At 75.3% G+C, this 25,683-nt stretch carries 21 protein-coding genes; 5 read left to right on the top strand and 16 right to left on the bottom strand.

The genetic code is table 11. From position 1 onward, the window contains the following. Nucleotides 1-100: 100 nt before the first annotated feature. Nucleotides 101-784 carry a PAQR family membrane homeostasis protein TrhA gene (gene trhA / locus ACZ5GH_RS21895; RefSeq protein WP_387749691.1) on the top strand — a complete coding sequence of 228 codons (684 nt, stop codon included), beginning with the start codon at nucleotides 101-103 and terminating at the stop codon, nucleotides 782-784. On the opposite strand, the gene ACZ5GH_RS21890 is transcribed toward trhA, so the two are convergent. The 3 genes from ACZ5GH_RS21890 to ACZ5GH_RS21880 all read right to left on the bottom strand — a co-directional run bounded on the left by ACZ5GH_RS21890 (nucleotide 755) and on the right by ACZ5GH_RS21880 (nucleotide 3,440). Further along, nucleotides 755-1,393 (bottom strand): hypothetical protein, encoded by a 639-nt coding sequence (locus tag ACZ5GH_RS21890; protein ID WP_464335081.1) that lies wholly within the window; start codon nucleotides 1,391-1,393, stop codon nucleotides 755-757. The genes trhA and ACZ5GH_RS21890 overlap by 30 nt on opposite strands. Nucleotides 1,394-1,797: 404 nt before the next feature. Further along, complete coding sequence (locus ACZ5GH_RS21885) at nucleotides 1,798-2,748, bottom strand: hypothetical protein (protein ID WP_387749685.1); 951 nt, start codon at nucleotides 2,746-2,748, stop codon at nucleotides 1,798-1,800. A gap of 8 nt (nucleotides 2,749-2,756) precedes the next feature. Beyond that, entirely contained in the window at nucleotides 2,757-3,440 is a 684-nt protein-coding gene (locus tag ACZ5GH_RS21880; protein ID WP_387749682.1) for a papain-like cysteine protease family protein, read from the bottom strand. Nucleotides 3,441-3,723: 283 nt separating this feature from the next. Here ACZ5GH_RS21880 and ACZ5GH_RS21875 point away from each other — a divergent pair, with 283 nt between their 5' ends. Continuing rightward, nucleotides 3,724-4,656: a hypothetical protein gene (locus tag ACZ5GH_RS21875; protein ID WP_464336851.1), complete on the top strand. Its 933-nt coding sequence runs from the start codon at nucleotides 3,724-3,726 to the stop codon at nucleotides 4,654-4,656. A gap of 152 nt (nucleotides 4,657-4,808) precedes the next feature. Here the strand turns inward: ACZ5GH_RS21875 and ACZ5GH_RS21870 are convergent, their stop codons facing one another. From ACZ5GH_RS21870 to lanKC, 6 genes are all read right to left on the bottom strand, one after another. Then, nucleotides 4,809-6,851, bottom strand: a complete 2,043-nt coding sequence (locus ACZ5GH_RS21870) for a thioredoxin domain-containing protein (protein ID WP_464335080.1) — start codon at nucleotides 6,849-6,851, stop codon at nucleotides 4,809-4,811. A gap of 40 nt (nucleotides 6,852-6,891) precedes the next feature. Then, nucleotides 6,892-7,719 carry an ABC transporter ATP-binding protein gene (locus ACZ5GH_RS21865; protein WP_464335079.1) on the bottom strand — a complete coding sequence of 276 codons (828 nt, stop codon included), beginning with the start codon at nucleotides 7,717-7,719 and terminating at the stop codon, nucleotides 6,892-6,894. 36 nt (nucleotides 7,720-7,755) lie between these two features. After that, nucleotides 7,756-9,879 (bottom strand): prolyl oligopeptidase family serine peptidase, encoded by a 2,124-nt coding sequence (locus tag ACZ5GH_RS21860; protein WP_464335078.1) that lies wholly within the window; start codon nucleotides 9,877-9,879, stop codon nucleotides 7,756-7,758. Continuing rightward, the gene (locus ACZ5GH_RS21855; RefSeq protein ID WP_464335077.1) at nucleotides 9,872-11,164 is read right to left on the bottom strand and encodes an MFS transporter; all 1,293 of its coding nucleotides are present in this window, start codon (nucleotides 11,162-11,164) and stop codon (nucleotides 9,872-9,874) included. Before ACZ5GH_RS21855 ends, ACZ5GH_RS21860 begins: the two co-directional genes overlap by 8 nt. Next, entirely contained in the window at nucleotides 11,161-13,107 is a 1,947-nt protein-coding gene (locus tag ACZ5GH_RS21850) for an FtsX-like permease family protein (protein ID WP_464335076.1), read from the bottom strand. Before ACZ5GH_RS21850 ends, ACZ5GH_RS21855 begins: the two co-directional genes overlap by 4 nt. Before the next feature lie 199 nt (nucleotides 13,108-13,306). Continuing rightward, nucleotides 13,307-15,874: a class III lanthionine synthetase LanKC gene (gene lanKC, locus ACZ5GH_RS21845; protein WP_464335075.1), complete on the bottom strand. Its 2,568-nt coding sequence runs from the start codon at nucleotides 15,872-15,874 to the stop codon at nucleotides 13,307-13,309. A 214-nt stretch (nucleotides 15,875-16,088) separates the two neighbouring features. Here lanKC and ACZ5GH_RS21840 point away from each other — a divergent pair, with 214 nt between their 5' ends. Next, entirely contained in the window at nucleotides 16,089-16,736 is a 648-nt protein-coding gene (locus tag ACZ5GH_RS21840; RefSeq protein ID WP_464335074.1) for a response regulator, read from the top strand. Nucleotides 16,737-16,774: 38 nt separating this feature from the next. Here ACZ5GH_RS21840 and ACZ5GH_RS21835 read toward each other — a convergent pair whose 3' ends face one another. The 4 genes from ACZ5GH_RS21835 to mca all read right to left on the bottom strand — a co-directional run bounded on the left by ACZ5GH_RS21835 (nucleotide 16,775) and on the right by mca (nucleotide 20,644). Next, nucleotides 16,775-17,755 carry an ArsR/SmtB family transcription factor gene (locus ACZ5GH_RS21835; protein WP_464335073.1) on the bottom strand — a complete coding sequence of 327 codons (981 nt, stop codon included), beginning with the start codon at nucleotides 17,753-17,755 and terminating at the stop codon, nucleotides 16,775-16,777. A gap of 313 nt (nucleotides 17,756-18,068) precedes the next feature. Next, nucleotides 18,069-19,415, bottom strand: a complete 1,347-nt coding sequence (locus ACZ5GH_RS21830; protein ID WP_464335072.1) for a sensor histidine kinase — start codon at nucleotides 19,413-19,415, stop codon at nucleotides 18,069-18,071. An 82-nt stretch (nucleotides 19,416-19,497) separates the two neighbouring features. After that, nucleotides 19,498-19,689, bottom strand: a complete 192-nt coding sequence (locus ACZ5GH_RS21825; protein ID WP_387749670.1) for a hypothetical protein — start codon at nucleotides 19,687-19,689, stop codon at nucleotides 19,498-19,500. A gap of 49 nt (nucleotides 19,690-19,738) precedes the next feature. After that, nucleotides 19,739-20,644 carry a mycothiol conjugate amidase Mca gene (mca, locus tag ACZ5GH_RS21820; protein ID WP_387749668.1) on the bottom strand — a complete coding sequence of 302 codons (906 nt, stop codon included), beginning with the start codon at nucleotides 20,642-20,644 and terminating at the stop codon, nucleotides 19,739-19,741. Between the two features lie 243 nt (nucleotides 20,645-20,887). On the opposite strand from mca, the gene ACZ5GH_RS21815 reads away from it, so the two are divergent. After that, the gene (locus tag ACZ5GH_RS21815; protein WP_387749665.1) at nucleotides 20,888-21,301 is read left to right on the top strand and encodes a DUF4307 domain-containing protein; all 414 of its coding nucleotides are present in this window, start codon (nucleotides 20,888-20,890) and stop codon (nucleotides 21,299-21,301) included. Between the two features lie 433 nt (nucleotides 21,302-21,734). Continuing rightward, nucleotides 21,735-22,235: a transcription elongation factor GreA gene (greA, locus tag ACZ5GH_RS21810; protein ID WP_387749662.1), complete on the top strand. Its 501-nt coding sequence runs from the start codon at nucleotides 21,735-21,737 to the stop codon at nucleotides 22,233-22,235. A 103-nt stretch (nucleotides 22,236-22,338) separates the two neighbouring features. On the opposite strand, the gene ACZ5GH_RS21805 is transcribed toward greA, so the two are convergent. The 3 genes from ACZ5GH_RS21805 to ilvA all read right to left on the bottom strand — a co-directional run bounded on the left by ACZ5GH_RS21805 (nucleotide 22,339) and on the right by ilvA (nucleotide 25,681). After that, nucleotides 22,339-23,196, bottom strand: a complete 858-nt coding sequence (locus ACZ5GH_RS21805; RefSeq protein WP_387749659.1) for an ABC transporter permease — start codon at nucleotides 23,194-23,196, stop codon at nucleotides 22,339-22,341. A gap of 1 nt (nucleotide 23,197) precedes the next feature. Beyond that, nucleotides 23,198-24,253, bottom strand: a complete 1,056-nt coding sequence (locus ACZ5GH_RS21800) for an ATP-binding cassette domain-containing protein (protein ID WP_464335071.1) — start codon at nucleotides 24,251-24,253, stop codon at nucleotides 23,198-23,200. Nucleotides 24,254-24,469: 216 nt separating this feature from the next. After that, nucleotides 24,470-25,681, bottom strand: coding sequence for a threonine ammonia-lyase (ilvA, locus tag ACZ5GH_RS21795; RefSeq protein WP_464335070.1), 1,212 nt, complete (start codon nucleotides 25,679-25,681; stop codon nucleotides 24,470-24,472). Nucleotides 25,682-25,683: the final 2 nt, after the last annotated feature.

The following is a 25,683-nucleotide window of genomic DNA, read 5'->3' as shown; positions in this document are numbered from 1 at the left end:
AGTGCGCGGGGCCACACTCCAAATACTCCAAAACGTCCAAGAGTGACGATCGCCACTTCCTACGCGTCAGTAACCTACGGCAGCGTAGGTAGCCGGTAGCATGCTGCGCATGACTGTTGCCGCGCTCGCGGAGAGTGCACCCACGGAGAGCAAGCCGAAGTGGCGCGGCTGGCTGCACGCCGCGATGTTCCCCGCCACGGTGGCCGCCGGGATCGTGCTGATATCCCTGGCCGACTCCACGCCCGCCAAGATCGCCTGCGCGATCTACTCGGTCAGCGCCTGGCTGCTGTTCGGGGTCAGCGCGGTGTACCACCGCTTCGACTGGGGCCCGCGCGGGGACGCCGTGCTGCGCCGGCTGGACCACGCGAACATCTTCCTGATCATCGCGGGCACCTACACGCCGTTCACGATGCTGCTGCTCGACGGCGCCGACCAGCAGGTGCTGCTCTGGGCGGTCTGGGGCGGCGCACTGGCCGGGATCGCGTTCCGGGTGTTCTGGGTCGGCGCGCCGCGCTGGCTGTACACGCCGGTGTACCTCGCGCTGGGCTGGGCCGCCGCCTTCTTCCTGCCGGACTTCCTGCGCACCGGCGGGGTCGCCGTCCTGGTGCTGATGATCGTCGGCGGGGTGCTCTACAGCATCGGCGGCGTGGTGTACGGGCTCAAGCGGCCCAACCCCTCACCGCGCTGGTTCGGGTTTCACGAGGTGTTCCACGCCTTCACCCTGGGCGCGTTCATCGTCCAGTACGTCGGCGTCTCACTGGTGGCGTACAGCACGGCCGGCTGATCCCGGCGCGCCCCGGCGGGCGGTCGAACGGTCCACGGACCGGGCGGCCGCCCGCTGCGCCGTCCAGGGCCGCTCGTACGGGGCCCGGATCTGCGGGCGGCGCGGGTAGGACGAGTGGTCGAGGCCGTCGGGCTCCGGCTGCGGGCCGGGGCCCCGCAGCGGGCCGTGGGCGTCGTGGTGCCCGCCGTGCGCGAGGTGCTGTTCCCCGTGCGACTCCCGGGAGGGCTCGCCGGACCGCCGGTGGGGCTCGGGCGGCGACCCGGCCGGCCCCGGGAGCGCCGCGGACCCGGGCCGCCCGGGCGCGCCGGCCGAGCGGGCCCGCGCCTGCCGGGCGTCCAGCGCCTCGCGGGCCCGGCGGCAGCGCTCGCAGTGCGCCGCGTCCGGGATACCGCGGCGCGGGCGGTGCCGGACCGGGGCCGGCTCGCCGCGCAGCGCCCGCCAGCGGCGGGCGACGTAGACCATCAGCAGCAGGGTCTCCACCCCGGCCACCGCCAGGACCAGCGCGGCGCCGTTGATCAGGTAGGCCGCGACCACGGCCAGCGCAGAGCCCACCACCACCGCCGAACCCCACACCTGGGCGCTCGTCTGCTTGTCGTCCGCGTCGGCCACTCCGGTCCCCTTTCCCGGTGCCGGGCTCGTGGTCGGCTGCCGCCGCCCCACCTCTTCTCCGCTCTCGGCACGCGTCGGCCAGCACTGACCGATTGCCACATGGTATCTACCGTCAGTCATGGCCGACTGCCCCGGGGCGGCGAACGACAGATCAACGTTGCGTCAATTCCTTGTGTGGAAGCGGCACTTCCAGGACACATCACGGAGGGTAGCCGAAGGGGCGGTGGGCGGCCGAGACCCGGCCGCCCACCGCCCCTCTCTCTTGGGTGTCCGCTTTCCTGCGTGCCCGCTCGCCTGCGTGTCCGCTCTCGTGCGTGTCCGCTCTCGTGCGTGGCCCGTTCTCCCGTGTGTCCGGCGGGTGCGGATCGCGGGGCCCGGCCCGACCGGCCGGGCCCCGCCTGCCGTCAACCGCGGCGGACGCCCGCCCTCCTCCGCCGCAGCACGGCACCCGCGCCCACGAGCGCGGTGGCTCCCAGGGCGGCCGCCGCCGTCACGGCCGGCAGCGCCGAACCGCCGACCGCGGGCCCCGGTGCGGCCGCGAGCTCGGGTGCCGCTCCGAGCTCGGGCGCGGCCCCGGCGAGCGGTGCGGCGTCCACCTGGTAGCCGCCGCCCCGGCCCGCCCGGTCGTACGCCGAGCCGGGCAGCTTGTCCCCGTACCGCTGGTGCACCAGCTGCTGGTACGCGGCCAGCGTGACCCCGCCCGCGCCCACCGAGCGCCGGGCCTCGTCGTCCAGCGGCAGCACCCGGCCGTCGCGCAGCACGTACCAGGCGTTGACCTGCGGTTCGCGGAAGGCGGTGCCGCCGCCGCTGCCGGCGGCCTTCGCCGCGTAGTCGCCCTCGTCACCGCCCGAGGCGATGTTGACCACCTTCCAGCCCCCGTCCTGCCGGACGGTCCAGACCGAGGCGCTCTGCCCGTCCGCCGCGACCACCGTGCTGGCGGTGAACTCGGCCTTCGCCACCGGCGCTCCCGGGGTGCCGGCCACGAAGCCGGGGTCCAGGAGGTAGACCGGGACGGTGTCGCCGGCCAGCCGTGGCGCGGCCGCGTCCGCCGCCCGGGCCTCCTCGGCGGCGCCGATGGTCAGCTGCTGGGTCGGCGGGACGCCCTTGCGGGCGAAGAAGTGGCCGACCTTGTCGAGGACGGCCGGGTCCTGGACGGCGTTGCGGGCCTGCGCCAGTTCGGCGGCGGGCACCGGGGCCGGGGCGGCGGCAGCCTGCGCGACCGGGGCGGCGGGGGCGGCCGGCTCGGCGGCGTGCCCGGCCGGGGCGAGCGACAGCGCGAGGCCGACGGTGAACAGGGTGCCGGCGGCGGCGGTGACGGCGGTCGCGGCCCGACGGCGGCTCTTGATCTCGGTCATGGTCGCCCTCACGCGCCGATCCGGTACAGGGAGTGGGTCCACGAGAACGTGTTGTTGTTCACGTAGTACCAGTAGTCCGCCCAGTTGTAGCGGTAGTTGGAGGGCCACGGGTCGCCCCAGTAGACCCAGTTGTTCCCGGTGTCGTAGCCGTACAGGACGTGCATGTGGCCGCCGCCCGAGCTCCACTGGATGCGCGTCTCGATCGGACGGTTGGCGTTCACCTCGGACTGCACGGTGCTGTAGTTCAGGTACCCGTTGACGTACGAGCCCGGGTTGATGCCGACCCAGTCCAGCCCGTTCTGCACATCGCCCAGCGTGGCCTGGTTGTTGGGGCAGCTGGAGTTGGCGGAGCGGCCGAACGCGGCGTTGCAGAACTGGTTCTGGCTGTAGTTGTAGCCGAACCAGGTGGCGATGGTGTTCCCGCTCGCCGCCCAGCACCAGTTGGTCTGCTGTTGCTGCTGCATGGTGATGTTGAGCTTCTTGTACGTGCCGGCCAGGTCGGCCGTACTGCCGGGCGCGGCGGCCGGGCGGACCTGGTGGACCTGCTGTGCGGCCCGGTCCTGGGCTTGGACCTGCTGCCCGGCCGGGGCGGCGATCGCGGGTGCGGCCATCGCGGCGGTGAGCGCCGGGCCCAGCACGCCGAGGGCGAGAACGGAGACCGCGCGGCGCAGCCGTATCCGTGGAACTGGCATGGGGGAATGCCTCCTTGCACGAGTGGAGCGAGGTGCTGTGTGGGGGCGCGGTCCGGATCGCGCCCCGAGCATCGCGCCTTGTCAGAGGCGGGTCAACGGCCTTCGGCGGGGCCCGGGCCGGGATGTGAACGGGCGGGCGCGGATGTGAACGGCGCCCCGGAAACCCCCGCGCGGCAGGCCCGGACCGGTGACAAACCACCGCACCGATGTGAATATTCACGGTCAAACGCCGGTCCGGCCGAGCCGCCCGCGCGCCGGACCCGCCCGCCCCCAGGAGGCCGCCATCCACAGGAGCGACCCAGCCGACCTCGCCGCCGCCCTGCGCACCGGCCCCTTCCACCTGGCCCTGCGCACCGCGATCTCCACCCGGGGCCTCGCCCTGCACCGCATCCGCCGCCATCTCGCGCTGCGCGGCGTCAACGTCGGCCTGACCAGCCTCAGTTACTGGCAGCAGGGCCGCCGCCGCCCGGAACGCGCCGAGTCCCTGCGCGCCGTCGCCGCCCTCGAAGAGGTCCTCGACCTGCCCGAGCACTCGCTCACCCGGCTGCTCGGCCCCCGCCGCGCCGCCGACCCCGCCCCGGCCGGACCGCCCGTGCGCCCCTACCGCGACCTGATCTCCCCCGCCGTGGCCGTCGACGACCTGCTCGCCACCCTGGCCGGTCCGCGCGACACCGGGCTGCACACCATCACCCACATCGAGCGCATCCGGATCGGCCCCGACCGCCAGCTCGCCCGCCGCGACTCCCAGCACGCCCTGCGCGCCCACCGCGACGGCATCGACCGCTACCTCGCCCTCTACCAGGGCGACCCGGGCAGCGACATCACCCGGGTCGGCGTCCGCGCCGAGGAGAACTGCCGCCCCGGCCGCATCCGCCGCGACCAGGCCCACCACCTGCTCGCCGCCGAACTCCTCCTCGACCGCCGCCTACGCGCCGGCGACACCCACCTGCTCGGCTACGGCTTCGACGACGCCCCCTCCCCCGTCCCCAGCTGCGAATACGTCCGCGGCTTCAACTCCGGCGCGGGTCAGTACGTCCTCCAGGTCACCTTCGACCCCGCCGCCATGCCCGTCCGCTGCCACCGCTTCGCCCTCCACTCCCCCGGCGCCGTCCCGTACGAGAGCGAGGAACTCACCCTCGACGGCCACCACTGCGTCCACCTGGTGGCCACCGCCCTGCGCCCGTGCCTGCTGGGGATCCGCTGGGACTGGGAGTGACGGCCGGTCGGCCGGCGGGCACACCGGCGAGGGCCGACCGGTCGGCGGCGCACCCCGTGGGGACGGCCGACCGGCCGGCGGCGCACCCGGGTGGGGACGGCCGACCTGGGCTCCCTCGCCGACGACTGTCCGGGCGCCGCCGGAGCGCGCCCCTACTCGGCCGCCACGCCCAGCTTCCCGGCCAGCGCCGCCGGATCGGTCGTCGGGGCGTCACAGGCGAAGTGCCGGCAGACGTACGCGGCGGGCGCCCCGCCGACCAGTGGCCGGTCGGCCAGCAGCGGCACCTCGGTCCCGCCGGGCGCACCGACCGCGACCACCGCCCCCGGCGCCGTCCCGAGCAGCGCCGCCCGGCGCAGCGCCGCGGTGGCCGGGTCGCCGTCCGGGCCGACCACGGCGACCTCGCGCGGCCCGTCGAGCAGCGCCTCGGCGACGGCGAGGCCCCAGCCGATGAACCGCGGTGCCCGGCCGGCGAGCGCGCCGACCACGCCGAGGGCCCGCTCGGCGGCGGTGCGGTGCCGGTCGGAGCCGGTGTACGCGGCGTACGTGAGCAGGGCGCCGGCGGCGGCCGTCCAGCCGGACGGGGTGGCGTTGTCGGTCGGGTCCTGGGGGCGGCGGATCAGCTCCTCGGCGTCGTCGGCGGTGTCGTAGAGCGCGCCGGACGCCTCGTCGGTGAAGTGCTTGAGCACGGTGTCGAGCAGGCCGCCGGCCAGCTGGAGCCAGGAGGCCTCGCCGGTGACGGCGTACAGCGCGAGGAAGCCCTCGGCGGTGTCCGCGTAGTCCTCCAGCACGCCGGCGTTGGCACCGGCGCGGCCGTCCCGGGAGGTGCGCAGCAGCCTGCCGTCCGCGGTGAGGTGGACGGCGAGCAGCAGGTCGGCGGCGCGTTCGGCGGCCTCGATCAGGTCGGGGCGGTCCAGCAGCGCGCCGGTTTCGGCGAGCGCGGCGACGGCCAGGCCGTTCCAGGCGGCGACCACCTTGTCGTCCCGGGCCGGGGCGGGCCGGGACGCCCGGGCCTCGGCCATCCGCGCCCGGATCGTCTCGTACTCGGCGACGTCCTCCGGGTCGGCGAGGAGCTGGAGCACCGAGGTGCCGTGCTCGAAGGTGCCCTCGGCGGTGACGGTGAACAGCCGGGCGGCGGTGGCCGCGTCGGCCGGGCCTAGCAGGTCGACCAGCTGGCCGGGCTCCCACACGTAGTAGGCGCCCTCGACGGACTTCCCGGTCTCCTCGTCCAGGCTGTCGGCGTCCAGCGCGGAGGCGAACGCGCCCTCGGGGGTGCGCAGTTCGCGCAGCAGGAAGTCCGCCGTGGACAGCGCGACCCGGCGGGCCGGCTCCGAGCCGGTGGCCCGCCACAGGTGCAGGTAGGCGCGCAGCAGCAGGGCGTTGTCGTACAGCATCTTCTCGAAGTGCGGCACCACCCAGCCGGCGTCCACCGCGTACCGGGCGAAGCCGCCGCCGAGCTGGTCGTGGATGCCGCCGCGGGCCATCGCCTCACCGGTGCGGACGGCCATCTCCAGCGCCGCCTCCGAGCCGGTCCGGGCGTGGTGGCGCAGCAGGAACTCCAGCACCATGGCCGGCGGGAACTTGGGCGCGCCGCCGAAGCCGCCGCGGCTCTGGTCGAAGTCCCGGCTGAGGGTCACCAGCGCCTGGTGCAGGTCCGCCTCGCCGGGCGGGTTGTGGGCACCGGCCGAGTAGACGGCGGCCCGCTCGGCCAGGTCGGCCCGGATCCGTCCGGCCACCTGGCCGACCTCCTCCCGCCGGTCCCGCCAGGCGGCCTCCACGCCCTCCAGCACCTGCCGGAACGACGGCATCCCGTGCCGGGGCTGCGGCGGGAAGTAGGTGCCGAAGTAGAACGGCTCCTTGTCGGGGGTGAGGAAGACCGTCATCGGCCACCCGCCCTGCCCGGTCGCGGCCTGCACCGCCTCCATGTACACGGCGTCGACGTCCGGCCGCTCCTCCCGGTCCACCTTCACCGGCACGAACCGCCCGTTGAGGTACTCGGCGAGCCCGGCGTCCTCGAAGCTCTCGTGCGCCATGACGTGGCACCAGTGGCAGGCGGCGTAGCCGACGCTCAGCAGTACCGGCACCCCGCGGCGCCGGGCCTCCTCGAAGGCCTCCGGCCCCCAGGGCCACCAGTCCACGGGGTTGTCGGCGTGCTGGAGCAGGTACGGCGAGGTCGCGTCCGCGAGACGGTTCGGCATGCCCCCATCCTCGCGCATCCGGCGGCCGGAGCGCGGCAGGTCAGGCCGGTCCGGACCAGTAGCTGATGCCCAGGTTGGCGTCGAAGGTGCGCATCCGCCCGAGCACCTGGTCGGGCGTCGGGCCGAGGAGTTCGTCGACGATGCGGCCGTCGGCGAGGAAGACGACGCGGTCGGCGTGGGAGGCCGCCACCGGGTCGTGGGTGACCATCACGACGGTCTGGCCGAGTTCCCGGACGCACCGGCGCAGCAGGCCGAGGATCTCGGCGGCGGAGCGGGAGTCCAGGTTGCCGGTCGGCTCGTCGGCGAAGACGACCCGGGGCCGGCCGACCAGTGCCCGGACGCAGGCGACGCGCTGCTGCTGGCCGCCGGAGAGCTGGGCCGGGCGGTGGCCGAGCCGGGCGCCGAGGCCGGCCGCCTCGATCAGGGTGTGCAGCCACTGCCGGTCGAGGCTGCGGCCGGCCAGGGTGAGCGGCAGGGTGATGTTCTCCGACACCGTCAGGGTGGGGATCAGGTGGAAGGCCTGGAAGACGAAGCCCACGTGGTCGCGGCGGAGCCTGGTCAGTTGGCCGTCGCTCAGCCGGGTGAGGTCCACGTCGCCGATCCGGGCGGAGCCCGAGGTGCAGGACTCCAGCCCGGCGAGGCACTGGAGCAGGGTGGACTTGCCCGAACCGGACGGGCCCATGATCGCCGCGAACTCCCCCTCCCGGAAGGCCACCGAGACCCGCTCCAGCGCCACCACCTGGGCCTCGCCCGAACCGTGCACCTTGGTGAGGTCGACGGCCGCCGCGGCGGCCGGCCCGTGGTTCGCGGCGCGGCGCGGGCCTCCGGGGAGGGGAGGGCCTCCGGGGAGGGACGGGTGCTCGGTCATCGGTGGTGCTCTCCTCGGCTGGAACGCGGGCGACGGTCAGGACTGGGGTCGGGTCGGGGGGCCGGACGGGCCGGCGGGCGGCCGCAGGCCGGTGCCCGCGCCCAGCAGGGCCAGCGAGCGGACCGCGAGCTCCCGCCCGGCCGCGGCCGGGCGTCCCTGGTGGCCACCGCTGTCGTGGTGGTCGAGCAGGACCGGTGCGGCCCCGGTGCCGGCCCGCCCGAGCGCCGCGCAGAGCTTCCAGGCGTGCCAGGGCGGCACCCGCGCGTCGTTCGCCCCGGTGGCGAACAGCACCGCCGGGTACTCCGTCCCGGGCACCACCCGGTGGTACGGGGAGTAGTCGAGCAGGGCCCCCAGCGTCCCCGGGTCGGCCGGGTCGCCGTACTCCTCCGTCCAGAGCCGGCCGAGGCCGCCGACCTGGTAGCGGGCCAGATCGGTGAGCGGGGCCGCGCACACGGCGGCGGACAGCAGCCCGGGCTCGCGGGTGAGCGCCGCGGCGACCACCAGTGCCCCGTTGCTGGCGGCCAGCGCGCCCAGCCCGCCAGCCGGGGCCTCGCCGCGTTCGACCAGCATCGCGGCGGCGGCCCGGAAGTCGTCCACGGTGGTGTTCTTGCCGGGGCCGCGGCCGGCGGCCGCCCAGTCGGGGCCGAGTTCGCCGCCGCCGCGGGCGTGCACCCAGGCGATCCGGCCGCCGGCCCGCAGCCAGGCCTCCATGGCCGGGTCCCAGCTCGGTTCCAGGGGGATGCCGAAGCCTCCGTAGACGGTGAGCAGGGTGGGGGCGGGGCGGCCGTGGTCCCGCGGCCCGGGGTCGCAGACCGTCACCGGGACGGGCGTGCCGTCCCGGCCGACGGCGGTGAGGGTGCGCAGCGCGGCGCGGTGCTCGGGCGGTTCGACCGGGCCGGTGCCGTCCAGGCTCCTGGTCCAGGTGCCGTACCGGGGGTCGTCGGCGAGCAGCCAGACCGACCCGCCGACCCGCCCGTCCCGGTCGTACGGGGTGGCGCCGAGGCGCAGCCGGGCGGGCCAGTGCAGCGCGGTGGCGGCGGCCGACGCCTCGTCAGGTGCTCGGCCGGGTACTCCGTCCGACGTGGTGCCCGGCGCGCTGTCCGGCAGTCCGTCCCGCTCTCCGTCCGGCCGGTGCGCGTCCGGCCGGAGCTCGTCCAGCCGGAGCTCGTCCAGCCGGAGGACGTCGAGCCGGTGGGTGGTCCCGAGCCTGCGGAGCAGCGCCAGGGCGGGCGTCCGGCCGGGCCCGAGCACCCGCAGGGCGGTGACCGGGCCCTCGGTCGGCGCTCCGGCGGCGGGCGGCGCCACGACGGCTGGCCGGCCGGTGGTGCCCCGGGCGAGCCCGTCCAGGTCCAGCGCGAGCAGCTCGTCGGCGGCGAGGAAGCAGACGGTCTCGTTCAGGTCGAACGCGGTGACCCGTCGGCCGTCCAGGTCCAGCGGCTGCCAGTAGGGCACCGTCCGGCCGGTCCACCGGGTGACCCACCAGCGCACCGGGCCGGACGGCTGCGGGCGGGTGCGCAGCAGCAGGTTCCCGCCGGGCCCGCCGTGGAGGGTGAGCCGGACCGGCCCGGACACCGGCAGGGCGAGCCGGCGGGCGGGCCCGTCGACCGGGTGACGCGCCACCAGGGTGTGCTCGGTACGGGTGCCGGCGGTGTACACCAGCGCCTCGCCGACGAAGGCGAGGGTCGCGTACGGGGCGGCGTCGGGCAGGTGGTGGGGCCGGCCGCCGGGCCGGGTGGGGAGCAGGTGCAGGCCGCCGTTCTCGGCTCCGTCCCGGTGCAGTTGGACGGCGACGAACCCGCCGTGCGGCGCGGGCTGCCAGCCGGCGATCCGGTCGCCGCGGCCGAGGACGCCCTCGGTCGGCGTCCGGCGGGCGCCGTCGGGGTGCCGGACGGTCAGGAAGTCCCCGTCCGGGCCGCGTTCGTGGCGGAAGAGCAGGCCGCCGGCCTCGGCCGGCGGGGTGGGCGTCCGGTCCGGGGCCTCCCGCTCCACCCGGTCGAGCAGGGCGGCCCAGGCGGGCTCGTCGGAGCGCTGGGGGCGGACGTCGAGGCGCCGCCGCTGCTCGGCGAGCCAGGCGCGGGTGCGCGGGGTGTCCGCGTCCTCCAGCCAGCGGTACGGGTCCAACGGTGCGACGTGCACCGTCCGGTGGTCGAGGTCAGCCACGGACGGCCTCCGCAGGGTTGTCGCTGTGTCGTTCCGGGACGTCCGCCGCCCCGGTCGGGTCGGGTGGCCCGCCGCCGGGCCGGCCCGCGGTGACGGCCGCCCCGACGGCGGCCAGCAGCACCACGACCGCCGACGCGCCGGCCACCGTGCCGGTCAGCCCGAAGGCGTGGGCGCACAGGCCCGCCAGGGTCGGCCCGGCGGGCGCGACCAGTTGGGCGAGGAAGCCGATGCCGCTGTGCACCCGGCCCTGCAGCCCCGGCGGGGTCACCTCCATCTGGGTGACCGCGACCAGCACGGTGACCACCGGTCCGGCGGCCGCGGCGAGGGCGAGCGGCAGCACCGCCACCCAGTGCCCCTGGGCCGCGGTGTAGCCGGGCAGGGCGAGCGCGACGACGGCGGTGCCGAGGGCGATGCCCCGGGCGGGCGGCAGCCGTCGGGCCAGGGCCGGCGCGAGCAGCGATCCGGCCAGCCCGCCGGTGCCCAGGGCCGCGGTCAGTACCCCGATGTCCACGGCGTCCCCACCGGAGGCGACCACCACGATCAGCAGGCCGTTGAACACCAGGTTGAGCACGGCCGCGTTGACCACCGCGTACCGCAGGAAGGGCACCCGCCAGATGAACCGGACGCCTTCGGCCAGCGCGGCCCGGACGCCGGGCCCGGCGCCGGGCCCGGCCGGGGCGTCCTCGGGGCGCTCCCGCATCCCCTTCGGCAGCAGCGCCACGCAGCAGACGGCCGCCAGGTAGCTGCCGGCGTCGACGGCGAACACCCAGGACGGGTGGACGGCCAGCAGCGCGCCGCCGGCCAGCGGGCCGGCCGTCGCCGCGACGGCCGCCCTGCTCTGCAACAGGCCGACCGCGCGGGCCAGTTGCTCGGGCCGCACGACGGAGCGCACCGCGACGTTCTCCACCGGAGCCAGGGTGCTGCCCACCGCGCCCAGCAGCAGGGCGGCGACCAGCACCGCCCACAGCGGCGGCGCGCCGCCGGAGGACGACAGGGCGAGCGCGGCCAGCACGAGGGCGCCGACCGCGTTGCAGAGCAGCAGCACGGCCCGCCGCTCGCAACGGTCGGCGAGGACCCCGGCCGGTAACCGGGCGAGCAGGACCCCGACGGAGAGGGCCGTGCCGGCCAGTCCGGCCTGCCGGATGTCGCCGCCGGACCGCAGCGCGACCACCGGAAGGGCGATCACCGAGGCGGCCGTCCCCAGGGCCGAGGCGGATTCGCCGCCGTAGAGCAGCCAGAACGACCGCCCCAGCCTCCCCGCGGCCGCCCCACGCACGCCGCTCACGCCGCTCCCGTCGCGAACTGGCGCCGGATGCCGCGCAGCGGACGGGCCGCCAGCGCCGCCGGGACGGCCGTGGCGACCACCACTGCGAGCAGGACGCCGACCGTCCACGGCACGTCCACGTCCGGCAGCCCCTGGCCGACCGCCCGGGCCAGCGGCACCAGGCAGATCCCGGCCGTCACCACCGCCAGCACCGTGCCGACCAGCGCCGAGGCCAGCACCTCGTACACCACGCAGCGCAGCAGCTGCCCCCGGCCGAGGCCGAGGGCCCGCAGATGGGCGCGCTGGGAGCGGCGGTCCCGCTGGGCGATGGCGCAGGTGTTGGCGACGGCGAGCAGCGCGTATCCGGCCACCACGGACACGATCAGCCGGGAGGCCATGTCGTCCTGCACGCTGCGCGGCTTCAGATGGGCCAGGTAGTCGGCCCGCCCGGCGAGCCGCTCGCCGGGCCGGAGCTCCCAGCCGGCCGGATCACCACGGAGCAGCACCCGGTCCGCGTACGGGGCCGGGGTGTGGGCGAGGGCGAGGTCGGCCGGGAGGACGAACGAAGGGAAGGCGAGGTCCCGCTGGTAGACGGCGACGAGCCGCAGCTGCGCCTCCTGCCCGTCGGCGAGCCTGAAGGTGACGTCCTGGCCGAGCTTCCAGTCGTGCGAGGCGGTCTCGGTGCCGCCGGCGGCGAAGGTGCCGGGTGCCAACGCGTCCAGTCCGCCCTGCTGTTCGCCGAGGTCCAGGACACTGCGCAGGGCCGCCCCGTCGACGCCCCAGGCCCGGGTGGGCCGGGGCTTGCTGTCGTAGAAGCTGGGCGGCGCCGTCACCTCGGTGGCGATCGGCGCGACGGCGGCCCCGCCGGGCAGGCCGGCGGGGCGGGCGGGCAGCCGGCTGCCCGGCTCGGCCGTCACCACGGCGTCGGCCCGCAGCGCCTGTTCGGTCTGCCGCTGCACGGCGGCGCCCATGGTCGCCCCCGAGCCGAGCAGGCAGACCACGGTGCCGACGGCCAGCAGGACGGGCACCGCGATCGCGGCCGTCCGGGCGGGCGCGGCCCGTAGTCCGGCGGCGGCGATCCGGCCGGCCTTCCGGTCCAGCAGCCGCAGCACTACGCAGACCGGGCCGGTGAGCAGCGGTACGAACCAGGGCGCGAGCACCGCGAGCGTGGGGATGACGGACATGGCCAGGCCGATCACCAGCGCGCCCTGGAGCACCGGCGGCATGTCCATCACGGCCATCAGGACCACGAGCGGTCCGCAGAGCAGGACGGCCATGGCGATGCCCGCCACCAGCCGGCCGGCGTTGCGCCGGGGCGGGGCCAGGGCCAGCGACTGGTCCTTGAGCAGGTCGATCGGCTGGACCCGGCCGGCCGCCAGCACACTGGCCAGCGCGGCCAGCACCGCGACCGCGCAGGTGCCCACGCAGGCACCGGCCGCGATCGCCCAGGTCTGCCCGGCGGGGGGCAGGCCGATAGCGGCGGGAAAGAGCTCGCGCTCGACCAGCACCCGCCGTCCGAACCCGGCCGCGGGGACCGTCCCGGCCAGCGCGGCGATGGCGGACGGGACGAACGCGACCAGCGCGACGTCCGCGGCGACCAGGGCGCGCAGCCGACCGGCCGTCACCCCGAGGGCGCGCAGCACCGCGAACTGTCCGAGCCGCTGGTTGGTCCACAGGGCGACCGTCGATCCCGTGACCAGCACCGCCGACATCAGCAGCAGCGTCATCAGCAGGCCCAGCAGGCTCTGCGCGTCGGTGGCCGCCGCACGGGCCGCCGATCCCTCCGGGGCGGACGGACCGCTGACCGCAGCGAGCAGCACCAGGCAGGCGCCCACCCCGGTGGCGGTGAGCGCGCAGGCGACCGCGACACCTATGACCCGCCCCGGGTACGCCCGGACCTCGGCGACACACAGGCGTAGCCCGCCGAGCGGTCCACTCTGGCGGGTTGTCGGTTCCGGAGCCACGGCCACGGTTATCTCACCCCAAAACGGTAAATAGGATGCAGAGTTGGGGAAGGCCGCATGTGCCGCGGCCTTCCCCTCTGTCACCCGGTACTGCCGGACCTCGAGGGTCAGCAGTTGAACAGGCTGTACGAGCTGAACGGGGCGTCGACGACGATCTCCTCGTCGAGCTCCTGCAGCGCCAGAATGTCGGCCATCACAATCACCTCCCCTCGCTGTCTCGCCGGGACGGGGTACCGGGCTCGGCCGGCTCCGGTGCCCACCCGTGGACCGGGTGGGCACCGGGCAGCAGGCACTGCCCGGGGCTCTTGGCGGCGGCCAGCGCCAGCAGGGCGCCGGCGGAGCCGGTGGCCAGGTCGGTCGAGAGCCGGACCAGCTGGTCCCCGTGCAGGACGCTGCCGTCCTGGTGCGGGGCCAGGTGCAGCTCCACCAGCCGGAGTTGCTTCTCCGCCTCGGCCCGCCAGTGCGGCAGGCGGGCGGCGACCTGGAACAGGGTGTAGGCGAGCCCGGCGCGGCCGTTGAACAGCCCGCCCTGGACGACCACCCGGACCGCTCCGGCCCGGGCCGCGGCCTCCAGCACCCGCTCGGCGCCGAGGGTTTCGGCCTGGGCGTCGGGCAGCGCCAGGACGGCGAGCGCCACTCCGGCGGATCCCTCCGCCAGGTACGGCAGCAGCCGGCCCGAGCTGTACGTCTGGAGCATGTCGTCGACCAGCCGGCCGTGCCGCAGGTCGCAGCGGACGGCGCGCTCGGCGGCCTCGGCCCAGGCCCGGTCGCCGGTGAGGCGGGTGCAGCGGGCGAACAGCACCGCTGGTCCCGACCAGCCGCGCAGCAGCCCCGGCCGGTCCAGCAGCCCGGCCTCGCCGATCCGCCCGGCGGCCTTGGCGGCCAGCGCGAGCGCCTCGTCGGTCGCACCGGCCTCCAGCAGCAGGTGGGCGACGCCCGTCAGACCGCCGTGCAGTCCGAGCGAGGCGGGCAACGGGCCGGCCAGCAGCCGGTCCACCACGTTCGGGGCGTCCGGGTGCCCGAGCCGGTGGAACAGCCAGCCGGCGCCGGCCAGCCCGTCGTACAGCCCGACGGGCGTGTCCGCCGGGGCCCGTCGCACCGCGGCGGCGAGCCAGTCCAGGTGCTCCTCGTGCGGTGCGGCGCCCGCCAGGTGCCGGGCGAGCAGCACGCCGGAGGAGCCGTACGCCAGTCCGAGCGCACCGCCGGGACGCAGCCCGGCGGCGTCCCCGGGGTGGAGGCGGTCCTCCCGCGCGGGGGTCGCCGACCGGTCGATGCCGCGCAGCAGCGCCGTGGCGGTGAGCCCCGCCGGGGTGTCGGTCGCGGGCCCGGCCCCGAGGTGGGGGCGCAGCGCCGGGGAGAGGGCGAGCCGCTCGGTCATCCGCTCGACGAATCCGGCGGGCACCGTCGGGAAGGACTCCGCGACGAGGTCGAGGAGCCCGGTGACGACGGCCGGGTTGCGCCTGGTGAGCGTGGTCAGCGAGACGAAGGCGGCGAGCTGGCAGCAGCCCAGCGCGAACAGGTCGGCCTCGCGGGCATCGGTGATCGACGGGTCCGTGAAGCCGGGCGCACCGAGGGTGCGCCGGCGCGGGGTGTCCAGTGGCGTCGCGAGTTCGAAGTCGATCAGGGCGACGGTGCCGTCCGGCCGGATCATGATGTTGCGGTGGTGGAGGTCGCCGAACGCGATCCCCTCCCGGTGCAGCGCCGCGACGCACTCCTCGACGAGCGCGAGCCGGGTGGTCGCGAGCCCGGCGAAGTCGGCCAGGGCCCGGGCGTCCGGCCGGTGCCGGGTGAGCGGGTACTCCCGGCCGAGCCAGGCGCTGAAGGACTCGCCCGGGATGTACTCCATCACCAGGTAGTGGTGCTCCCAGCTGGTGAAGTACTCGTACAGCTCCGGCACGAACGGCAGGTGGCCGATCCGCTCCAGGACGTCCCGCTCGACCAGCAGCCGGGCCACCGCGTCCGTCTCCGAGGCGTCCAGCCCGGCGTGCGGGCGGGCCTCCTTGATGACGACCTGCCGGCCGTCCTCGTCCTCCGCGAGGTAGACCCCGCCGGCGTTGGAGAAGTGCAGCGCCTTGACCACCCGGTAACGGCTCAGCCCGGCTCCCGCCTCGGCGGAGGCCGCGGCGATCCGCTCGGCCAGGAAGTCCGGGGTGGCGGCCCACTCCGGCACGGTGAAGCGCGGACGCCGCGCGTCCGGCACCAGCCGGCCGTCCGGGTCCTTCACCGCGGGCACCCTGGTGCCGTCCGGCAGTTCGCACCACATCAGGGCGAACCCGCCGTAGCGCACCGAGACCGGGCCCTGGTTCCACCGCAGGTCGGACAGGACGTACGGGCCCGGCCGGCCGCCCAGCGCCCCGTCCAGCTCGGCGAGGACCGTCTCCAGCTCCGCGGCCGTCCGCGGGTAGACGGTGACGGCCTTGCCGCTGGCGGACCGGTCGGCGTACTTGGCGTTCGTCACCGCGAGCACCAGCCGGCTGCGCAGGTGCTTCCAGGGCAGCCCGAGCCGGCGGCACACCTGCCAGGCCGTCTCGATCGTCTCCTCGGCGGACTCCGGCGTGGCACTGACGTGGACCTTCCAGCCCTGCTCCGGCAGCTCCGGGGAGCCGGGAGGTGCCAGCACCTCCCACACCCCCGGGGTGCGGCTGCGCCAGCCCTCGGGCAGCACGCCCCCGCCCGGCGCGAACCGGGAGTCCCGGTCGTCACACCGGTCCAGGGCGTCGTACCACACGGGGTCGGCAATCGCATACGACTCGTACTTCGCGTCCATTTCGCCGCCCGCCCCCTTTCCGCATTCCGCTGAAGCCCATTCCGGTCCACGCCCGAATTCCCGAACTTCCGGCGCCCCGTTCCGACAGGAACCATCCTTCCCTGACGCTCCGCCATGTGACAACGGTGTTAAGCGGGAACTGAATCCGGCACAGACCAGGCGGAATCCGGGCCATCACATCGGACCGGCCGAAAGCCCGTGCGACCATGACGCCATGAAGACGCGTGTCGTGATCGCGGACGACCAGGCGAACGTCCGCCAGGGGTTCCGGCACATCCTGGCGGCCCAGCCCGACATCGAGGTGGTGGCCGAGGCCGCGGACGGCCTGGAGGCCCTGGAGGCCGTCCGCGCCCTGCGGCCGGACGTCCTGCTGGTCGACATCCGGATGCCGGAGCTGGACGGGCTGGAGGTCACCCGCCGACTGGCCGGCATCACCCCCGAGGTGAAGGTCGTCGTGGTGACCACCTTCGATCTCGACGAGTACGTGCACACCGCGCTGCGCAACGGCGCCTGCGGCTTCCTGCTCAAGCACTCGGGCCCGGCCCTGCTGGCCGAGGCGATCCGCTCGGCGGTGGCCGGCGACTCGCTGATCAGCCCGCAGATCACCAGTCGGCTGCTGCGCCACTTCACCGGCCCGCGCCGGGTCGACCGCTCCCCGGTCGAGCCGCTGACGAGCCGCGAGGAGGAGATCGCCGTGCTGGTCGCCGAGGGGCTGACCAACTCCGACATCGGCGCCGAGCTGTTCATCTCGCTGAGCACCGTGAAGACCCACCTGGCCAACCTCCAGCGCAAGTTGAAGGCCCGCAACCGGGTGGGCATCGCCACCTGGGCGTGGGAGTCGGGCCTGACCGAGCGCGGCTGAGCCGGCCCGCCCGGGGCCGGCCGCGCGCCTCGGACGCCTCACCGCAGCGCCCGCGGACTGCCCTCGGCCCACCGCGGCGCCGCGCCGCCGACGTGCCGGGCCTCCCCGCCTGACGCCGTCTCACCCCGTAGCAGCGCCCGCCCCAGCGACGTGGTGGTGTGCAGCACGCCGTTGCCGCAGCGCCGGGTGTCGATCAGCCCGGCCGCCCGCAGCACGGCGGTGTGCTGGCTGACCGCCGAGGCGGTCACGCCGAGCCGGCCCGCCAGTTCGCCGGTGGTGCCGCCGTCCAGCACGGCGTGGAGCACCGCCGCCCTGGTCCGGCCGACCAGGGCGGCCAGCGGCTCCTCCCCGCCGCGGCGCGCGGACTCCGCGGCCTCCGGCACGCCCCCCGGCACCGGACCGCCCGTCCGGTCGGGACGCATCGCGAAGAGCAGCGTCGGAGCCTCGTCCGGCTCGTCCCGCCGGGGACGGAGCAGCACCCCGGCACCCTGCAGGAAGAGCGACGGCGCCAGCCTCAACCCCTTGCCCCCGAGGTCGAGTTCGACGTCCCGCTCGGAGGGGACCTCCAGCACCGGGGCGTTCCAGCGGATCTGCGGGTGCAGCGTGCCGAGCAGCGCGTCCACCCCGCCGCGGCCGGCGATCCGGCGCCGGACGTCCCGCTCCGCCTCCAGCCGGGATCGGACGTCCGCCCAGCAGGGCCGCAGCGCCACCCGGTTGAACTCGCGGACCGCCGCGGCGACATCGGCCCGCCGGACCACCGGCTCGGCCCCGCTCCCGGACGCCATGATCCGGCCATTCGCCCACACCCTCAGTACGTCCCGGAAACCACCGTTGGCTCCCGAAAGGCGCCGCAGCCGTTCGGCCAGCACCGGCTGCCCGGCCATCTGCCTACGGACCGCCCGTTGCCAGGGGCCGAAGAACTCCCCACCACTGCGCCACGCCTCCAGCGCCAGCACCGCCTCCAATTCCTGGTCGACATTTCCGGTAATTCGTACACGAGCCAGATCTTCGACAGACATGGCAATGCGAATCACAGGCTGATCCCCCGCTCGGGATTCTTCCGTCGTGACGGCCCAGGGGAACCCCGCTCCCTGATCGCCGCACGTCATCCTTGCCCGCCTCCTCGGCGCGCCGCCATCGGCCGATCGGCCCATTCGATCTTCCGGACGGCCGAATCGACCGCCTCCGCATGTGCCGAACGGCCTGGTCCCGGCCCGTGAGCCCGCCCGGAACGCCCCACCGGCAGCCCCCGCCGGCAAGCCCGCCGCCCGGCCCGGAACGCCCACCGGCAGCCCCATCGACCGGCCCGGAACGCCCCGCCGACCGGCCCGGTCAGCCCCCGAGACCCGCCACGCCCTCCGTCGGGATCACCGCCGCCACCCGCCAGCCGCCCGCCGGCCCCGGCCCGGCCGTCAGCTCGCCGCCGGCCGCCTCCACCCGCTCCCGCAGCCCCGCGAGCCCGAAACCGCCGCCCTCCCGCTCGGCCCCGCCCAGCGCCCCGCCGGCACCCCCGGCACCGTCGCCACCACCCGCACCCCCGGAGTCCCCCGCCCCGCCCGGCGCCCCGTCGTCGGTGACCGTGACCCGCAGCGCCGACCGCCCGCCGTGCCGGGCCGCACCGACCTCGATCGCCACCTCCCGGGCCCCGGGCGCGTGCCGGCGCACGTTGGTCAGCGCCTCCACGACCAGCCGGTAGCCGAGCCCGCTGATCGCCGCCGGCAGCTCCGCCAGCTCGGCCTCGGCCGGAGCCTCCAGCCGCACCCGCGCGGAGCCGCTGCGGGTGAACCGCTCGGCCAGCGCGGGCAGTTCGCTCAGGTCGCGGCGCAGACTGCGCACGCCGGGCCAGCCCGCCGCCGGCCGCCCCGTCCCCCCGGCCGCCGCCGGGTCCGCGACCGCCGCCCCGAACCGCCCGCGCGGCTCCGGGTCGCCGTCGTCCGCCGCGAAGACCTGCACGGTCCGGTCCATGGTGATCAGCGCCTGCCGGCCGGCCGCCTCGATCCCGGCCAGCAGCTCGACCACCTGCCGGGGGTCCTGCTGGGCCAGCACCTGCGCGGCCTGGGCCAGCACCACCACCCCGGTGACGTCGTGCGCGGCGAAGTCGTGCAGGTCGCGGGCCAGGTCCAGGCGCTGCGCCCGCCGTTCGGCCGCCACCGCGGCCCGGGCCCGGGTGTCCATCGAGCGCAGGTAGCAGCCCGCCCCGACCACCGCGCAGGACAGCAGGGCCGAGGTCAGACAGAGCTTGGTGGTCATGGAGGGCGGGGCCGGCGGGTCGGCCCACACCCCGACCCGCAGCGGCACCAGCGCCACCGCCACGACCAGCAGCGCGCCGTGGCCGAAGGCGGCCGCCGCCGGAGGCCTGCGCACCGCGGGGACGATCAGGGCCAGCAGCGCCACGGTCTCCAGCAGCCACCAGGACTCGATGGCGCCCGACGCCGGTCCGCGGTAGCCGGCGGTCACCAGCAGCGAGACGACGCCGGCGGCCAGCACCGCCGGGCCGACCGCGCGCACCCGCCCCGGGGCCCAGAGCGCCGGCAGCAGCCCGGCCACCACCGTCACCACGGCGGATCCGACGATCAGCGGCCCCGGGTCCCCCAGCCCCGCCGCCGCAGCCGCCAGCACCCCCGCCACCGCCGTTCCGTACCCCGCCCTGCGCACCACGGTGTGCCACGACCACGTCATGGTCCGGGATCCTACGAAGCCGGACGGCCCGGCAGGGCGGCTTCGCCGAAGGCCGGTTCCCCGCGGGGGACCGGCCGACGGCTCACTCCTTCGGGGCCTCCGGCTGCTCGACGAAGTCGACCTTCTTGAACTGCTTGTTCATGGACTTGGCCAGGAACCAGGTCGCGACGCCCAGGGCGGCGAAGACGACGAAGCCGAGGAGGCCGGGGGTGACCTTGGCGTCGTCGACGGCGAGGTCAGCGGCGAGGTGGACGAGGTTCACGGAGGCACTCATATCTCTATGGTGGCCCGGCTCACGCGGAGCCGGGCCGTCGGGGGGTCGTTCAGTCGCGCGTGTCGGCGGCCTCGGCCGCCAGGGTGGGGGTGCGCAGGCCGGCGAACAGGTCGTCCTCCGGCAGGTCCACGTCGACCAGGGTACGGGCGAGTTCGTAGTCCTCGGTGGGCCAGACCTCCCGCTGCACCTCCAGCGGGACGCGGAACCACGGGCCGTCCGGGTCGATCTGGGTCGCGTGGGCGATCAGCGCGCGGTCGCGGGTCTCGAACCAGTCGCCGCAGCGGACCCGGGTGGTGATCTCGCGCTCCTTGCGGCCGCTCTTCTCCCACCCCTCGATCCACTCGCCGTACGGCGACTCGTGGCCGTGCTCGGTGAGGTACTCGTGCAGGGCCCGGATGCGGCCCATCGGGAAGCCGTGGTTGTAGTACAGCTTGAGCGGCTGCCAGGGCTCGCCGGCCTCCGGGTAGGCGTCCGGGTCGCCCGCGGCGTCGAAGGCCAGCATGGTGATCTTGTGGGTCATGATGTGGTCCGGGTGCGGGTAGCCGCCGTTCTCGTCGTAGGTCGTGATGACCTGCGGCTTGAACTCGCGGATCAGCCGGACCAGCGGCTCCGCCGCCTCCTTGACGTCCTGGAGGGCGAAGCACCCCTCGGGCAGCGGGGGCAGCGGGTCCCCCTCGGGCAGACCGGAGTCCACGAAGCCCAGCCAGGCCTGCTCGACGCCGAGGATCGCCCGCGCCTCGTCCATCTCCTTGCGGCGCACCTCGTGGATGTTCTCCTCGATGTACGGGTCCCCCTGGAGCTTGGGGTTGAGGACCGACCCGCGCTCGCCCCCCGTGCAGGTGGCCACCAGCACGTCCACGCCCTGCTCGACGTACATGGCCATGGTGGCCGCGCCCTTGCTGGACTCGTCGTCCGGGTGGGCGTGCACCGCCATCAGTCGCAACTGCTCAGTCAACGCCTTGCGTTCCTTCCACACTCGTCGGGCGTTCCGCGGAGTCCGGGTCCGCCCACCGTACGAACCGCTCACTACGGGACCGCGTCGCCGCGGGGCCGGGCCGCTGAACGTCTCCGGCGCGGCCGGGCCCTGCCCCCGCCGGACCGGCCGCGGGCGTGCCCCTCCTATAGTGACGGACTGGAGGAGCGTCGCATTCCCCCGCACCACCCCGCGCGGCCCCTCCCCAGGAGAGGACGGAGTCCGATGAGTGCAGGCACCACCGCCACCGGTCTGCCCGAGGGGCGCTACGGCCGCGGCGGCGACCGCGACCCGGACCGCCGCCTGAAGGTGGTCGGCGCGGTCTGCGGCGTGCTCGGCCTGGGCCTGGTCGCCTGGCTGGGCGGCTCCTACCTGCTGCGCGAGTCGAAGATCAACGGCTCGGTGCCGACCTTCCAGGTGCTCTCCGACTCCGAGGTCCAGCTGCACCTCACCGTGCGCAAGGGCGACGGGCAGGCCGGCACCTGCACGGTCCGCTCGCAGTCCGACGACCACGCGGTGGTCGGGGTGGCCGACTTCCCGGTCCCGGCGGCCGGCTCCAGCTACGACGCGGTGGTCACCCTGCGCACCACCTCGCGCGGCACCACCGCCGAGCTGCTGGGCTGCACCCCGGCCAAGTAGCGCGCCCCGAACGGCGCACGGCGGCCGGGGCCCGCGCACCGGGCGACGCGCCCGGGCGACACCCGCGCGACACCCGGCCGACGCGCCCGGGCGGCGCACCCGCCACCGCCCCGCGCCGAGCGGCGCGCACCCCCGGCGACACGCGCCCCGGGCCGCGCGCCCACCCCCGGTAGCGCGCATATTCGATCCGGAGAGCGGGCATCCGTAGAGGGTCCCGCACTCCGTTGCCGTACACCCGGGCGTCATGCCGCCGTCAATGGCGCGCAAACGGCTCTCCCGCTTGTCAGCAGGACTTGTTAGGCTCGTGGTTTCGCCCCTTCCGCACCGGATGGTACGGGAGCGGGCGTTGCTTTGTAGTTGAGACCGATATCACCACCGACCCTGCTGACGACTCACACCCTCAGCACAGCCCCAGCACCTACGAGGAGCACCCGTGACCCAGACCAGTGAGAACGTGACCTGGCTCACTCAGGCCGGCTACGACCAGCTCAAGGCCGAGCTGGACCACCTGACCGGGCCCTGGCGCATCGAGATCGCCCAGAAGATCGAGGCGGCGCGCGAGGAGGGCGACCTCAAGGAGAACGCCGGCTACCACGCGGCGAAGGAGGAGCAGGGCAAGTACGAGCTGCGCATCCGCCAGCTGACCCAGCTGCTGGAGCGCGCCAAGGTCGGCGAGGCGCCGGCCGACTCGGGCGTGGTGGCCCCGGGCATGGTCGTCACGGTCGCCTTCGACGGCGACGAGGACGACCTCATGGAGTTCCTGCTCGCCTCGCGCGAGGTGGCGGGCTCCGACACGCTGGACGTCTACTCCCCGCAGTCGCCGCTGGGCCGCGCGATCGACGGCAAGAAGATCGGCGACGAGGCCACCTACGAGCTGCCGAACGGCAAGCCGGCCATGGTGAAGATCGTCAAGGTCGTGCCGCACGCCGGCTGATCCGGCCGCACGGCACGAGGGCGGCCGCGGAAGTCCGGGACTTCCGCGGCCGCCCTCGCACGTTCCGGCCCGCGCCCGTCGGCCGGCCAAGACGCGGTGCCCGTCAGGCGGTGGACGAGCGGTACTTGCGCACCGCCAGCCAGGAGAACACCGCGGTGATCACGACCGACCAGAGCACCGACACCAGCGCCGCGTGCTGCATCGGCCAGGCGTCGTCCACCGGCCCGACCTGGTTGCCGAACAGCACCCGGCAGGCCTGCACGGTGGCGCTGAACGGGTTCCAGTACGCGACCCCCTGCAGCCAGCCCGGCATCGAGGTGACCGGCACGAAGGCGTTGGACACGAAGGTCAGCGGGAACAGCCAGATCAGCCCGGCCGAGGTGGCCGCCTCGGGGCTGCGCACCGACAGGCCGATCAGCGCGCCGATCCAGGAGAAGGCGTAGCCGAGCAGCAGCAGCAGCCCGAACGCGCCGAGCGCCTTGAACGCGCCCTCGTGGATCCGCCAGCCGACCAGCAGCGCGACCAGCGCCAGCACGACCAGGATGAACGCGGTCTGGCACAGGTCCGCGAGGGTGCGGCCGACCAGCACCGCCGACCGGGCCATCGGCAGCGAGCGGAACCGGTCCACCAGCCCCTTGCTCATGTCCTCCGCGATGCCCGCCGAGGCACCGGCCACGGCGAAGGTGACGGTCTGGGCGAAGATGCCGGCCATCAGGAACTGGATGTACGTGTCCGAGCTGGAGCTCGCACCGGGGATCTTGATCGCCCCGCCCATCACGTACGAGAACAGCAGCACGAACATGACCGGCTGCATCAGCCCGAAGACCACGATCTCCGGGATGCGGGTCATCCGGCGCAGGTTGCGCTTGGCGACCACCCAGGAGTCGTGCAGGGCGGCGGCGGCCCCCCGGCGCTGCCGGGGCATCGCCGGGCCGATGGCGTGCTCGGTGGCGGTGCCCATCTCAGCTCTCCTTCCCGGCCGCGACGGCCGCCTGCTCGTCCGGACCCGACCCGTTCGCGCCGCCCCTGCCCCGGCCGCGTCCGTCGGGGCCGGGGGCGCCCTCGTCCTCGGCCCGCTCCTCGGCGACGTGGCCGGTGAGGGTGAGGAAGACGTCGTCCAGGGTCGGCCGGCGCAGCCCGATGTCGTCCATCTCGATCCTGCGGGAGTCCAGTTCGCGGATCGCGTCGGCGAGCACCCGGGCGCCGCCGCTGATCGGCACGGTGATCCGGCGGGTGTTCTTCTCCACCGTCGGCTCGCCCAGCGCGTAGCCGGAGAGCGCGGCGACGGCGTCGGACATCCGGCCGGGCTCGTGCACCACGACCTCGATCCGCTCGCCGCCGATCTGCGCCTTGAGCTGGTCGGCCGTGCCGCGGGCGATCACCCGGCCGTGGTCGACCACCGCGATGTCGTGGGCGAGCCGGTCGGCCTCCTCCAGGTACTGGGTGGTGAGCAGCAGCGTGGTGCCCTGCTCGACCAGCGTCTCGATGACCTCCCAGAGCGCGAGCCGGTTGCGCGGGTCGAGGCCGGTGGTCGGCTCGTCCAGGAACATCACCGGCGGCCGGACGACCAGCGCGGCGGCGAGGTCCAGGCGCCGGCGCATGCCGCCGGAGTAGGTCTTGGCGGTGCGGTCCTTGGCCCCGGTGAGGTTGAACCACTCCAGCAGCTCCAGCGCGCGGGCCTTCGCGGCGCGGTTGCTCATCTGGTAGAGCTCGCCGACCATGGTGAGGTTCTCGAAACCGGTCAGGTACTCGTCGACCGCCGCGTACTGGCCGGACAGGCCGATCAGGCTGCGGACCCGGTTGGGGTGCTTGAGCACGTCGACCCCGGCGACCACCGCGCGGCCGGAGTCGGGACGGAGCAGGGTGGTGAGGACCCGCACGGTGGTGGTCTTCCCGGCGCCGTTCGGGCCGAGCAGCCCGAGCACCGTGCCCTCGGGGACGTCGAGGCTGACGCCGTCCAGGGCTCGTACGTCGCCGAAGGTCTTCACCAGGTTCTCGGCTTGGATGGCTGGCGCCATGGCCTTGCCTCATCTCCTCGAACGTATGGGGCGATCTGTCCCACTCTGCCCTGTTTCCGGGCACGCGGGCGACTCGATTCCCGACCCGTGGGACCAGAACGCGATGTATCGCGAGTCTCCCAGTACGCGATATATCGCGTCAAGGGATCCGGCTCGGTCGGCGACGGTTCAGGGCCGGTCCGAGACGGATCAGGGCCGGCCGGCGACGGACCGGGCTCAGTCGGAGACCACGTACCCCGCGTCCCGCAGCTCCCCCACCACCAGCGCGCAGTGCTCCGGCCCCTTGGTCTCCAGGTGCAGGTCCACCTCGACCTCGGTCAGCCCGAGCCGCGGGTCGGTCCGCACGTGCGCCACGTCCAGCACGTTGGCGTCCACCCTGGTCAGCACCCCCAGCAGGTCCGCCAGCGCACCCGGCTTGTCCGCCAGCCGCACCCGCAGCGACAGGTAGCGGCCGGCCGCCGCCAGCCCGTGCCGCAGCACCCGCTGCATCAGCTGCGGATCGATGTTGCCGCCGGACAGCACCGCCACCACCGGGCCCTCGAAGGAGTCCGGCCGCTCCAGCAGCGCCGCGATCGGGGCCGCCCCGGCCGGCTCGACCACCAGCTTCAGCCGCTCCAGCCCGAGCAGCAGCGCCCGCGAGAGCGCGTCCTCGGAGACCGTGCGGATGCCGTCCGCCAGCGTGTCGACCACCTCGAACGGGATGTCGCCGGGGCGTCCGACCATGATCCCGTCCGCCATGGTGGCGAAGTGCTCCAGCGACACCGGCCGCCCGGCCGCCAGCGAGGGCGGGTACGCCGCCGCGCCGGCCGCCTGCACCCCGACCACCCGGACGTCCGGCCGCAGCGGCTTGACCGCCGCCGCGATCCCGGCCAGCAGCCCGCCGCCGCCCACCCCGACCAGGACGGTCCGCACCTCCGGGCACTGCTCCAGGATCTCCAGGCCGACGGTCGCCTGGCCGGTGACCACGTCCCAGTGGTCGAAGGGGTGGATGAACACCGCGCCGGTCGCCTCCGCGTACTGCTGCGCGGCCTGCAGCGCCTCGTCCACGGTGGCGCCGTGCAGCCGTACGTCGGCGCCGTACTCCCGGGTGGCCGCGACCTTCGGCAGCGGCGCCGCGACCGGCATGAACACCGTGGAGCGCACGCCCAGCAGCGCGGCCGCCAGCGCCACCCCCTGGGCGTGGTTCCCGGCGCTCGCCGCCACCACCCCGCCGGCCCGCTGCACCGGCGAGAGTCCCGCGATCCGCACGTACGCCCCGCGCAGCTTGAAGGACCCGGTGCGCTGGAGGTTCTCGCACTTCAGGTGGACCGGTGCGCCGATCAGCCCGGAGAGGTGCCGGCTGCCCTCCATCGGGGTCACCCGGGCGACCCCGGCGAGCATCTTCTGGGCACCGCGGACGTCGTCGAGGGTGATCGGCCAGTTGCGCATGG

It is taken from the genome of Kitasatospora sp. Xyl93 (genome assembly GCF_055383135.1).
The sequence above is the reverse complement of the archived record's forward strand: the minus strand, read 5'-3'. Positions and strand labels throughout refer to the sequence as shown.

What these genes read in the sequence shown, in the direction of transcription:
- ACZ5GH_RS21840 (WP_464335074.1), top strand. Translation starts at nt 16,089, where the DNA reads ATGAAGACGCGTGTCGTGATCGCGGACGACCAGGCGAACGTCCGCCAG.
- ACZ5GH_RS21870 (WP_464335080.1), bottom strand. Translation starts at nt 6,851, where the DNA reads ATGCCGAACCGTCTCGCGGACGCGACCTCGCCGTACCTGCTCCAGCAC.
- ACZ5GH_RS21865 (WP_464335079.1), bottom strand. Translation starts at nt 7,719, where the DNA reads ATGACCGAGCACCCGTCCCTCCCCGGAGGCCCTCCCCTCCCCGGAGGC.
- ACZ5GH_RS21885 (WP_387749685.1), bottom strand. Translation starts at nt 2,748, where the DNA reads ATGACCGAGATCAAGAGCCGCCGTCGGGCCGCGACCGCCGTCACCGCC.
- ACZ5GH_RS21815 (WP_387749665.1), top strand. Translation starts at nt 20,888, where the DNA reads ATGAGTGCAGGCACCACCGCCACCGGTCTGCCCGAGGGGCGCTACGGC.
- ACZ5GH_RS21825 (WP_387749670.1), bottom strand. Translation starts at nt 19,689, where the DNA reads ATGAGTGCCTCCGTGAACCTCGTCCACCTCGCCGCTGACCTCGCCGTC.
- ilvA (WP_464335070.1), bottom strand. Translation starts at nt 25,681, where the DNA reads ATGCGCAACTGGCCGATCACCCTCGACGACGTCCGCGGTGCCCAGAAG.
- lanKC (WP_464335075.1), bottom strand. Translation starts at nt 15,874, where the DNA reads ATGGACGCGAAGTACGAGTCGTATGCGATTGCCGACCCCGTGTGGTAC.
- ACZ5GH_RS21830 (WP_464335072.1), bottom strand. Translation starts at nt 19,415, where the DNA reads ATGACGTGGTCGTGGCACACCGTGGTGCGCAGGGCGGGGTACGGAACG.
- ACZ5GH_RS21800 (WP_464335071.1), bottom strand. Translation starts at nt 24,253, where the DNA reads ATGGCGCCAGCCATCCAAGCCGAGAACCTGGTGAAGACCTTCGGCGAC.
- ACZ5GH_RS21835 (WP_464335073.1), bottom strand. Translation starts at nt 17,755, where the DNA reads ATGTCTGTCGAAGATCTGGCTCGTGTACGAATTACCGGAAATGTCGAC.
- ACZ5GH_RS21880 (WP_387749682.1), bottom strand. Translation starts at nt 3,440, where the DNA reads ATGCCAGTTCCACGGATACGGCTGCGCCGCGCGGTCTCCGTTCTCGCC.
- ACZ5GH_RS21805 (WP_387749659.1), bottom strand. Translation starts at nt 23,196, where the DNA reads ATGGGCACCGCCACCGAGCACGCCATCGGCCCGGCGATGCCCCGGCAG.
- trhA (WP_387749691.1), top strand. Translation starts at nt 101, where the DNA reads ATGCTGCGCATGACTGTTGCCGCGCTCGCGGAGAGTGCACCCACGGAG.